At 72.6% G+C, this 10,779-nt stretch carries 8 protein-coding genes; 1 reads left to right on the top strand and 7 read right to left on the bottom strand.

The features are described from left to right. From UK12_RS26050 to UK12_RS26035, 4 genes are all read right to left on the bottom strand, one after another. Positions 1 to 424 (bottom strand): pyruvate kinase (locus UK12_RS26050; protein ID WP_045305591.1); only part of this gene is annotated, 424 nt, incomplete at its 3' end. Positions 425 to 526: 102 nt separating this feature from the next. Beyond that, positions 527 to 1,735 (bottom strand): acetate kinase, encoded by a 1,209-nt coding sequence (locus UK12_RS26045; RefSeq protein WP_045305590.1) that lies wholly within the window; start codon positions 1,733 to 1,735, stop codon positions 527 to 529. Further along, a complete protein-coding gene (gene pta, locus UK12_RS26040; RefSeq protein ID WP_045305589.1) occupies positions 1,732 to 3,864 on the bottom strand; it encodes a phosphate acetyltransferase in 2,133 nt (710 codons plus the stop codon). Before pta ends, UK12_RS26045 begins: the two co-directional genes overlap by 4 nt. 156 nt (positions 3,865 to 4,020) lie before the next feature. Continuing rightward, positions 4,021 to 4,407, bottom strand: coding sequence for a cupin domain-containing protein (locus UK12_RS26035; protein WP_045305588.1), 387 nt, complete (start codon positions 4,405 to 4,407; stop codon positions 4,021 to 4,023). Positions 4,408 to 4,459: 52 nt separating this feature from the next. Here UK12_RS26035 and UK12_RS26030 point away from each other — a divergent pair, with 52 nt between their 5' ends. Further along, positions 4,460 to 5,491, top strand: a complete 1,032-nt coding sequence (locus UK12_RS26030; protein ID WP_045305587.1) for a helix-turn-helix domain-containing protein — start codon at positions 4,460 to 4,462, stop codon at positions 5,489 to 5,491. On the opposite strand, the gene UK12_RS26025 is transcribed toward UK12_RS26030, so the two are convergent. The 3 genes from UK12_RS26025 to UK12_RS26015 form a co-directional block, all read right to left on the bottom strand. Continuing rightward, positions 5,443 to 6,372, bottom strand: a complete 930-nt coding sequence (locus tag UK12_RS26025; RefSeq protein WP_045305586.1) for an undecaprenyl-diphosphate phosphatase — start codon at positions 6,370 to 6,372, stop codon at positions 5,443 to 5,445. The genes UK12_RS26030 and UK12_RS26025 overlap by 49 nt on opposite strands. Positions 6,373 to 6,570: 198 nt before the next feature. Then, a complete protein-coding gene (glgB, locus tag UK12_RS26020) occupies positions 6,571 to 8,778 on the bottom strand; it encodes a 1,4-alpha-glucan branching protein GlgB (RefSeq protein WP_045305595.1) in 2,208 nt (735 codons plus the stop codon). A 346-nt stretch (positions 8,779 to 9,124) separates the two neighbouring features. Beyond that, positions 9,125 to 10,615, bottom strand: a complete 1,491-nt coding sequence (locus UK12_RS26015) for a maltokinase N-terminal cap-like domain-containing protein (protein WP_045305585.1) — start codon at positions 10,613 to 10,615, stop codon at positions 9,125 to 9,127. Positions 10,616 to 10,779 lie beyond the last annotated feature (164 nt).

Genomic DNA, 10,779 nt, shown 5'->3' with positions numbered 1-10,779 from the left:
TCTTCACCCGCGGGCCGTCGACGCTGACGACCTCCAGGGCGATGACGCCGTCGTTGATCAGAACCGGGTCGCCGGGCTTCACGTCGCCCGGGAGACCCTTGTAGGTGGTGCCGCAGATGTGCTGGTCGCCCGGCACGTCCTCGGTGGTGATGGTGAACTCGTCGCCGTTGTCGACGGTGACCGGGCCGTTGGCGAAGGTCGCCAGTCGGATCTTCGGGCCCTGGAGGTCGGCCAGCACACCGATGGTGCGGCCGGTGTCCTCGGACACCTGGCGGACCTTGCGGTACCGCTCCTCGTGCTCGGCGTGCGAGCCGTGGCTCATGTTGAGTCGGGCGACGTTCATGCCCGCTTCGACGATGGCCTTCAGCTGTTCGTAGGAGTCCGTCGCCGGACCCAGGGTGCAGACAATTTTCGCTCGGCGCATATCGGTCAGTCTATCCGTTCGTGTTATAGACGCATTTGGCGCGAATGCTGAGGTATCGCCAACGAACCGTCTCGATGGGTGGGACGTCGGGCTGATACGGGCTCAGCTCGTAGCGTGCACCAGGGCGAAGGCCTGCTGAGCGATCTCCAGTTCCTCGTCGGTCGGCACCACGGCCACCGCCACCCGGGCGTACTCCGGGGAGATCACCCGGGCCTCGCGCGAGCGGACCGAGTTCAGCTCGGGGTCCACCGCGATGCCCAGCTCCGCCAGGCCCGCCGTGGCCGCGGCCCGCACCGGGGCGGCGTTCTCGCCGACCCCGGCCGTGAAGGCGATCGCGTCCACCCGGCCGAGTACGGCGTAGTACCCGCCGATGTACTTGCGCAGCCGGTGGATGTACGCGTCGAAGGCCAGCCGGGCGTCGGCGTCGCCCTCGTCGGCGCGGCGCATGATCTCGCGCATGTCGTTGTCCCCGCACAGGCCGAGCAGGCCACTGCGGCGGTTCAGCAGGTCGTCGATCTCGTCGATGCCCAGGCCGCCGACCCGGTGCAGATGGAAGACCACGCCCGGATCCACATCACCCGAACGGGTGCCCATGACCAGGCCCTCCAACGGAGTCAGACCCATCGAGGTGTCCAGGCAGACGCCGCCGGAGACGGCCGAGGCCGAAGCGCCGTTGCCCAGGTGCAGCACGATCACGTTCACCTCGGCCGGGTCCTTGCCGAGCAGCGCGGCGGTGGCCCGGGAGACGTACTGGTGCGAGGTGCCGTGGAAGCCGTAGCGGCGGACCCGGTGCTCATCGGCCACCGCCTTGTCGATCGCGTAGCGGGCCGCGTACTCCGGCATGCCCGCGTGGAAGGCGGTGTCGAAGACGGCCACCTGCGGCAGGTCCGGGCGCAGGCGGCGGGCCACCTCGATACCGGTGATGTTGGCCGGGTTGTGCAGCGGGGCGACCGGGATCAGCCGGCGGATCTCGGTGAGCACCTCGTCGGTGATCAGCGTCGGGGCGGTGAACCGCTTGCCGCCGTGCACCACGCGGTGGCCGATCGCGGCCAGCTCGGGCGAGTCCAGGCCCATCCCGTCGGCGGCCAGCTCCTCGGCGACGGCCTTCAGCGCGATGGCGTGGTCCGGGAAGACCTGCCGGGTCTCCCGCTCGGGGCCGCCCTGCGGGGTGTGCACGAGCCGCCCGCCCGACTCGCCGATCCGCTCCACCAGACCGGAGGCCGGCCGGGAGCCGTCGAGCATGTCGATCAGCTGGTACTTGACCGACGAGGAGCCGGCGTTGAGGACGAGAACCCGGGTGCCTGCACTCACTGTCCGGCTCCTTCCGAAGGGCTCTGGGACTGGATGGCCGTGATCGCGACGGTGTTGACGATGTCGTGGACCAGGGCGCCGCGGGACAGGTCGTTGACCGGCTTGCGCAGCCCCTGGAGCACCGGGCCGACCGCCACCGCGCCGGCCGAGCGCTGCACGGCCTTGTAGGTGTTGTTGCCGGTGTTGAGGTCAGGGAAGATCAGCACGGTCGCCCGCCCGGCCACCGGCGAGCCCGGCAGCTTGGTGGCCGCGACCCGGGCGTCCACCGCGGCGTCGTACTGGATCGGGCCCTCGACCAGGAGGTCCGGGCGCAGCTCGCGGACGATCTCGGTGGCCTTGCGGACCTTGTCCACGTCCGCGCCCGAGCCCGAGGTGCCGGTCGAGTACGAGAGCATCGCGACCCGCGGTTCGACGCCGAACTGGGCGGCGGTCTCGGCGGACTGGATGGCGATGTCGGCCAGCTGCTGGGCGTCCGGGTCCGGGTTGACCGCGCAGTCGCCGTAGACCAGCACCCGGTCGGCCAGGCACATGAAGAAGACCGAGGAGACGATCGCGGCGCCCGGCGAGGTCTTGATCACCTCGAAGGCGGGACGGATGGTGGCGGCCGTGGAGTGCACCGCGCCGGAGACCATGCCGTCGGCGATGCCCTCCTGCACCATCAGGGTGCCGAAGTAGGAGACGTCCGTGACCACGTCCAGGGCCAGCTCGACCGTCATGTCCTTGTGGGCGCGCAGCCTGGCGTACAGCTCGGCGAACTGCCGGCGCAGCGGGCTGGTGGCCGGGTCGACGATGTGCAGCTGGGCGCGGTGGGCGGTGGGGTCCTCGTGCGGGAGGTCGATGCCCAGGCCCGCGGCCTTGCGGCGGATCGCCTCCGGCTCGCCGAGCAGGGTGAGGTCGCAGATGTTGCGGCGCAGCAGGACCTCGGCGGCGCGCAGCACCCGCTCCTCGGCGCCCTCGGGCAGCACGACGTGCCGGCGGTCGCCGCGGGCACGCTCCAGCAGTGCGTGCTCGAACATCATCGGGGTGACCCGCTCGGACCGGCTCAGCTCGATCCGCTTGGTCAACTCGGCGGTGTCCACGTGGAGTTCGAACAGCCCGAGGGCGATCTCGGCCTTCCGGGGGCTGGCCGGGCCGAGCTTGCCCTCCAGGTGGGTCAGCGCGGCGGCGGTCAGCCAGCTGCCCTCGGGGACCACGGCGACCGGGGTGCCGGGGGCGAGCCGGGCGGCCAGTGCCATCACGTTCGGGCCCGGGTGCTGACCGAGCGTCAGCAGGACGCCGGCGATCGGCGGGGCGCCGGCGGCGTGCGCGGCGAGCGAGCCCACCATCAGGTCGGCGCGGTCGCCGGGGGTCACCACCAGCGCGCCCTCGGTCAGCGCGTCCAGGAAGGTCGGCAGCATCGCGCCGCCGAAGACGAAGGACCGGACGTCCCTGGCGAGCCCGGCCGCGTCGCCGAGCAGCACCTCGGCGCCGGTCGCCTCGACCAGCTGCCCCACGGTCGGCGCGGCCAGCGCCGTCTCCTCGGGGATCACGTACGAGGGGATCGACAGCTTCTCCGTGAGTACCCGCTGGACCTGCTGCTTGGCGCCCGGCGCGACCCGGTTGGCGATCATCGCGAGGGTCGAGCAGCCGAGGTCGCGGTAGGCCCGGTGGGCGTTGCGGACCTCGGCGATCACGGCCTGCGGGTCCTCGTCGTGGCCGCCGACCACCGGGAGCACCCAGGCGCCGAACTCGTTCGCCAGCCGGGCGTTGAAGGCCAACTCGTCCGGGATGTTGGTGTCGGCGAAGTCCGTGCCGAGCACCAGCACCGCCTGGCACTTGCGCTCCACCGCGCGGAACCGGTCCACCAGGGCGGACACCAGCTCGTCCTGGCCCTGGGCGGCCTGCAGCGCCGCGGCCTCCTCGTAGGTCAGCCCGTACAGCTCGGTGGGGGAGAGGTCGAGCCGGTACCGGCTGCGGAGCAGTTCCACCACGTGGTCCGACCCGGGCCCGCCGGGGGAGGCCGCGTGCACCAGCGGCCGGAAGACGCCGACCCGGTCCACCTGGCGGGTGAGCAGTTCCATGACCCCGAGCTCCACGGCCTGCCGGCCGTCCCCCCGGTCGATCCCGGTCACGTACACGCTGCGCGCCACGTGGCAATCTCCGTTTCGTCGGTATGGTCAGCAAGAAGAAGACATATCGACCATACATTCGCACCGAAGATCTTTACCCGCACATGCGGAGGACCGGGCAGGGCAAGGGCCGGCAGTCCCTGGCAGGCGGGACCGAAGGCCCGGACCGTACGGTCCTCAGAGCGCGTGCCCGGTGGTGGCGTCGATGTGGTCGGGGACCGGGTCGTGCCGGTCGCCGATGCTCGGGGTGCCGGTCGGTTCGAACAGCAGGAGCGAGGCTCCGGCGGCGGACGAGGGCCGGTGCTCGACCCCGCGCGGGACCACGAAGACGGCCCCCTTCGCCAGGGTGACCGTCCGGACGCCGTCCTGGCGCAGGGCGATGGTCAGCTCGCCGTCCAGGACCAGGAAGAACTCGTCGGTGTCCTCGTGGACGTGCCAGATGTGCTCGCCGGCCACCTTGGCGATCCGGACGTCGTAGTCGTTGACCCGGGTGACGATGCGCGGGCTCCACAGGGCGTCGAAGGAGGCCAGCGCGGTCTGCAGGAGGATGGGTTCGGTGCTCATGGGTCCATCGTGACGCCTGGTGCCCGGCCGGCGTGAGTGCTAGGAATCGCCTATGTCGCATGGATCCTCGCAGTTCGCCCCGGACCGGCCGCACCGGGTGGTGGTGATCATCGACGAGGGCTCGAACCCGTTCGAACTGGGCGTCGCCACCGAGCTGTTCGGCCTGCGCCGCCCCGAAGTCGACCGGCCCTGGTACGAGTTCACGCTCTGCAGCGCGCTCCCCGAGGTCCGGATGCACGCCGGGATGTTCACCCTGACCGGGGTGGCCCCGCTGGCGGCCGTCGAGACCGCCGACACCGTGATCGTGCCCAACCGGCCGGACCCGCTGTCCGGCCCGGACCCGGCCGTGCTGGACGCCGTCCGCCGCGCTGCCGCCAGGGGCGCCCGGCTGGTGAGCTTCTGCACGGGGGCCTTCACCCTCGCCGCCGCCGGGGTGCTGGACGGCCGCCGGGCCACCACGCACTGGCGCTGGGCGGAGGCGTTCGCCGCCCGCCACCCCGAGGTCCGGCTGGAGGCCGACGTGCTCTTCGTGGACGACGGCGACGTCCTGACGGCGGCGGGCAGCGCCGCCGCGCTGGACCTGGGCCTGCACCTGATCCGCCGCGACCACGGTGCCGAGGTGGCCAACACGGTGAGCCGCCGGCTGGTGTTCGCGGCCCACCGGGACGGCGGACAGCGGCAGTTCGTCGAGCGGCCGGTCCCCCGCCGGCCGGACACCTCGCTCGCCCCGGTGCTCGCCTGGGCCCAGGAACGGCTGGACCGGCCGCTGACCGTCGCGGACCTGGCCAGGCGCGCCGGGGTCAGCCCGGCCACCCTGCACCGGCGGTTCGCCGCCCAGCTCGGCAGCACCCCGCTGGCCTGGCTGACGGCCGAACGGGTCGAGCTGGCCTGCCGGTTGATCGAACGCGGCGGGCTGAGCCTCGACACGGTGGCCGGGCGCTGCGGCCTGGGCACCGCCGCCAACCTGCGGGCCCGGCTGCGCCGGCAGACCGGACTGAGCCCCACCGCCTACCGGCAGCGCTTCGGCACCGGACCTCAGACGTTGAGCCAGACCAGGCAGCCGAGGCCGGCCACGGTGCAGTAGACCGCGAACGGCGTCAGGCTGCGGGTCTCGAAGTACTTGGTGAGGAAGCGGACCGAGACGTACCCGGCGACGAAGGCCGCCAGGCTGCCGGCCAGCAGCGGGCCGCGCACCGCGGCGTTCTCCGGCTTGAGCAGCTCCGGCAGCTTGAGCGCGGACGCGGCCAGGATGACCGGGGTGGCGAGCAGGAAGGAGAACCGGGCGGCGTCCTCGTGGCCCAGACCGCGCAGCACGCCGGTGCTCATGGTGACGCCGGAGCGGCTGATGCCGGGGAAGAGGGCGAGGATCTGCGCGGCGCCGATCCAGGCGCCCTGGCGGTAGCTCAGCCCGGCGATCCGGCGGTCGGAGTCGAGGGCCGGGTCGGCGTCCGGGCTGTGCGCCGAGGCGTGCGCCGCGGGGTGCTGTCCGGCCCTGCGCCGTCCGCTGCCGCCGCGCTTGAGCCGCTCGGCGCCGAGCAGCACCAGGCCGTTGAGGGCGAGGAAGGCGGCGGCCGGGGTGGGCTTGCCGAGGGCGTCGCGCAGCAGGTGGTCGAGCGCGAGTCCGGCGATGCCGACCGGGATGGTGGAGATCACCAGCAGCCAGGCCAGCTTCTGGTCGGGGGAGCTGACCTCGCGGTTGCGGATCGAGCTGAACAGCCCGCGGATGATCCGGATCCAGTCCCGCCGGAAGAACACCACCAGGGCCAGCGCGGTGGCCAGGTGCAGGCCCACCAGCACGGCCAGGTACGGCGAGCCGTCCGCGGTGACGTCCAGGTCGGCTTGGGTCTGCCCGCCGATCAGGGCGGGTATCAGGATGCTGTGGCCGAGGCTGGACACCGGGAAGAGCTCGGTGACGCCCTGCAACAGGCCCACACCGACGGATTCCACGTAGGTCAGGGACGACATCACACACTCTCGGCTCTGCGGTACGGCTCTCGGCGGGCGCGACCATGCACCGAAACACGCGTTCGGAAGGTCGTCCGTCGCGAACGTACTACAGCGCCGTAGACGTGTGGATGTCGTTCCCTGACTGTTTACCGAGTGCTCATCAGCCGGTCAATCAGCCGGCCGGTCAGCCGGTCAGCCGGCCGGGTGGCGGGCCGGTCAGGCCGGGCGCAGCCACAGGGTGGCGAGCGGCGGCAGGATCAGTTCGGCGCTGCGGGGCTGGCCGTTCCAGACCGTGGCCTCGGCCTTGATCGGCTCGGAGTTGGCGACCCCGCTGCCGCCGTACTCCTGCGCGTCGGTGTTGAGTACCTCGCGCCAGAGCTGGTCGGTGCCCCGGAGCGAGGGCAGGCCGGTGCGGTGGCAGTGCCGGACGACGGGGGAGAAGTTGCTGATCGCGACCAGCGGGGTGCCGTCGGCGGCGTAGCGGACGAAGGAGAGCAGGTTGTCGTCGGCCGCCCCGCCGTCCAGCCAGCGGAAGCCGTCGGGGGTGTTGTCCTGCTCCCAGAGTGCGGGCGCGTCGCGGTAGACGTGGTTGAGCTCGCGCACCAGGCGCTGGACGCCCCGGTGCTCCTCGGCGGCCGGCCAGCCCTCGTCGAGCACCCACCACTGCGGGCCGTGCTCGTGGTCCCACTCCGCGCCCTGGGCGAACTCCTGTCCCATGAACAGGAGTTGCTTGCCCGGGTGGGCCCACATGAAGCCGAGGTAGGCACGGTGGTTGGCGCGCTGCTGCCACCAGTCGCCGGGCATCTTGGCGACCAGCGCCTGCTTGCCGTGCACCACCTCGTCGTGCGAGATCGGCAGGATGTAGTTCTCCGAGTAGGCGTACACCATCGAGAAGGTCATCTCGTTGTGGTGGTACTTGCGGTGCACCGGCTCCTTGGACATGTAGACCAGCGAGTCGTGCATCCAGCCCATGTTCCACTTCAGGCCGAAGCCCAGGCCGCCGTTGTCGGTGGGCCGGGTGACACCGTCCCAGGCGGTGGACTCCTCGGCGATGGTGACCACCCCGGGGCAGCGGCGGTAGACCGTTGCGTTCATCTCCTGGAGGAAGGACGCGGCGTCCAGGTTCTCCCGGCCGCCGTACCGGTTGGGGCTCCAGTTGCCGCCCTCGCGGGAGTAGTCGAGGTAGAGCATCGAGGCGACCGCGTCCACCCGCAGGCCGTCGATGTGGAACTCCTCGCACCAGTAGACGGCGTTGGCGACCAGGAAGTTGCGGACCTCGGTGCGGCCGTAGTCGAACTCCAGTGTGCCCCAGTCGGGGTGTTCGGCGCGCAGCGGGTCGGCGGGCTCGTACAGCGGCTCGCCGTCGAAGCGGGCGAGCGCGAAGTCGTCCTTGGGGAAGTGCGCGGGCACCCAGTCGACGATCACGCCGATGCCGTGCCGGTGCAGGGTGTCGATCAGGTACTTGAAGTCGTCGGGGGTGCCGAGCCGGGCGGTGGGCGCGTAGAAGCCGGAGACCTGGTAGCCCCAGGAGCCGCCGAAGGGGTGCTCCATCACCGGCATGAACTCCACGTGGGTGAAGCCCAGGTCGGTGAGGTAGCCGGGGAGCTGCTCGGCGATCTCGCGGTAGCCGGTGAGCTCGGGGCGCCAGGAGGCCAGGTGCAGCTCGTACACCGACATCGGGGTGCGGTGGTGCACGGTGTGCGCGCGCCGGGCCAGCCACTCGGCGTCCTGCCACTCGTGCCGGGAGACGGTCACCACCGAGGCGGTGTCCGGCGGGCACTGGGCGGCGCGGGCCAGCGGGTCGGCCTTGCCGAGCACCCAGCCCTGGCGGGTGTGGATCTCGTACTTGTACCGGGTGCCCTCGCCCAGGCCCGGGACGAAGAGCTCCCAGACGCCGGAGGAGCCGAGCGAGCGCATCGGGTGGCCGGTGCCGTCCCAGTGGTTGAAGTCGCCGATCAGCCGGACCCCGACGGCGTTCGGCGCCCAGACCGCGAAGGCGGTGCCCACGACCCCGTCCACCTCCCGGACGTGCGAGCCGAGCGCCTGCCAGAGCTGCTCGTGCCGGCCCTCGGAGATCAGGTGCAGGTCGAGGTCGCCGAGCGTGGGCCTGGTCCGGTAGCCGTCGTGCTGGACCAGTGGATCGCCGCCCGGGTACGTCACCAGCAGCCGGTACGAGGGGACGGTCCGGCCCGGCAGCAGGCCGGTGAACAGGCCGCCTTGAAGGTGTGTCAGTTCGACCGGGCCGTGCTCGGTCTCCACCACCACCCGCTCCGCGAACGGGCGGAGCACCCGGATCGCGATGCCCTCGGAGGTGGGGTGGGCGCCGAGCAGCGCGTGCGGGTCGTGGTGCTCGCCGCGCAGCAGGCGCTCGATCTCGGCCGGCGGCAGCGGCGCCTCCGGGAGCCGCAGCGCCGCCTGCACCACCTCGGAGCGCTCGCTCCACTCCGGCTGCTCCGGCTCCGGCTCCGGCTCGGACGAGGGCGCGGGCACGGCGGCCGATCCCGGAACAGGACCGGGGCCGGAGGCGGGGCCGGAGGCGGGAACAGGGTCCGGGTCGGGGTCCGCGGGCCGTTCCGCCCGGGCCGGGTCGGCGGACCGTACCGGCGTGCTCTCGCCGGACCTCCCGCCCCGCCCTGGGAGGAAGGTGGCGGGCACGGGGGGCGTGGTGCGGTCGGGCTTCGGGCCGAGCGGAGTCACGGCTGGGTCCTCCTGGGCATCGGTGGCGGGTCGGAGCGGGGGACCGACCCCGTCCGGGCGGTGTGGTCGGGAGTCAGACGGTCAGGGCCAGGCGGTTGATGGCGGCCAGCGGGATCGGCAGCCAGCTGGGCCGGTGCCGAGCCTCGTAGACCACCTCGTAGACCGCCTTGTCGATCTCCAGCGCGCGCATCAGCTCAGGCGAGGCGGACGGATCGCTCCCGCCGCCGGCGGTGTAACCCGCGCAGTACGCCGTCCGGTTGCGCCCCGCCCAGGCCGCCGCGAGGTGGGCCAGCTCGGGATCGGGCGGCGCTCCGGCGAGGAGATGGGCGGCGGCGTAGTCGAAGGAGCGCAGCATCGCGGCGACGTCCCGCAGCGCGGGCTGCGGGAGCCGGCGCTCGGCGAGCGGTTTGGCGGGCTCGCCCTCGAAGTCGAGCAGGACCCAGCCGTGCGGGGTGCGCATCGCCTGGCCGAGGTGGAGGTCGCCGTGGATGCGCTGGACCGCGAGCCCGTCCAGGTGGTCGGCCGTCAGCTGCCGGAAGGCGGTGCGCAGCGCGGCCCGGTAGCGCAGCAGACCGGGGACGGCGGCCACCGCGCTGTCCAGCCGGTCGGCCATCGCCCCGGCGAGCAGGCCGACCTGGGCGCGGTCGAGCCGGGCCACCGGCATGGTGCGGGCGAGCACCCGGTGCACCTCGGCGGTGGCCCGGCCGAGCCGGTGCGCCTCGATCGCGAAGTTGCCGGGGGACGGGTCGCCCTTGAGCCTGGCGACCTGGTCGAGGGCGAGCTCCCAGCCGTCCTCGGCGTCCGGGAGGTAGCGCTGGAGCAGTCCGAGGGTGGCCGGTTCCGATCGCTCCAGGCGGCACTCGAACCAGGCGGCGACCCGGGGGATCCGGGTGGAGCCGGCCCGGGAGAGGGCCAGCGAGAGCTCCAGGTCCGGGTTGGTGCCGGGGCTGATCCGGCGGAACAGCTTGAGGATGAAGGAGGTGCCGTAGATCACCGAGCTGTTGGACTGCTCGGCGGTGGAGGCCCGGCCCGGCAGGTTGCCCGGCAGCCCGGGGCCCGGGGTGCGGCGGAAGGAGAGCGAGCCGAACCGGTCGCCGGTGGCCATGTGCTCCAGCAGCCGCCCGGTCAGCTCCGGGTCGTGCACCGCGTCGTAGACCGCCGCGCCGTCGTGCTGGCCGCCGCTGAGCCGCCCGAGCACGGCGGAGGGGGCGATCCCGTTCGACGGCTGCGAGCGGATGCCCAGCAGCAGTTGGTAGATGTCGCCGTAGGCGGCGGACCCGTCACCGGCGTGCTCGACCCTGAGCAGCAGGTGCAGCAGCGTCGGGTCGCCGACCTGGAGCGGAGTGCCGACAACCGGCGTGAGACCGGTGATCGCGCGCCCCTTGCCCGCGTACCACCGCTGGCCGGGCAGCCAGGCGGCGATCAGCGGCAGCGCGGCCTGGACCAGTTCGCTGACCCCGGGGCTGGTTCTCCGGACCCCGGTGCTGCGTGTCCCGACGGGCCCGGGGACCGGCTCCGCGGGATCGCTGTGCACATGGGCTTGAGAACGGGAGGTTTCGGACATGACTCCCTTTCCCCGGAAGCGGGCCGACTGCCCGACGGGTCTGGCCGGGTCCGTCAGTCTTCCGGATTTCGGCGGCGCGACGGCGACGGCACGCGAGCCGGGCTCGGGTGTCACGCCATAGTGTGGGTGGCCGTTGGGCTGTTAGCCGTACGCGGTGGTGCAGA

Origin of the sequence: Saccharothrix sp. ST-888 (assembly GCF_000955975.1) — a bacterium.
Lineage (GTDB): Bacteria > Actinomycetota > Actinomycetes > Streptomycetales > Streptomycetaceae > Kitasatospora.
Note: the sequence above shows the minus strand (reverse complement) of the source record. Positions and strands in the feature narration are given on the sequence as shown.

Bases quoted from the DNA above. Each gene is read 5' to 3' on its own strand.
- UK12_RS26035 (WP_045305588.1), bottom strand. From the start codon at position 4,407: ATGAGCACCGAACCCATCCTCCTGCAGACCGCGCTGGCCTCCTTCGAC.
- UK12_RS26030 (WP_045305587.1), top strand. From the start codon at position 4,460: ATGTCGCATGGATCCTCGCAGTTCGCCCCGGACCGGCCGCACCGGGTG.
- UK12_RS26025 (WP_045305586.1), bottom strand. From the start codon at position 6,372: ATGTCGTCCCTGACCTACGTGGAATCCGTCGGTGTGGGCCTGTTGCAG.
- UK12_RS26015 (WP_045305585.1), bottom strand. From the start codon at position 10,615: ATGTCCGAAACCTCCCGTTCTCAAGCCCATGTGCACAGCGATCCCGCG.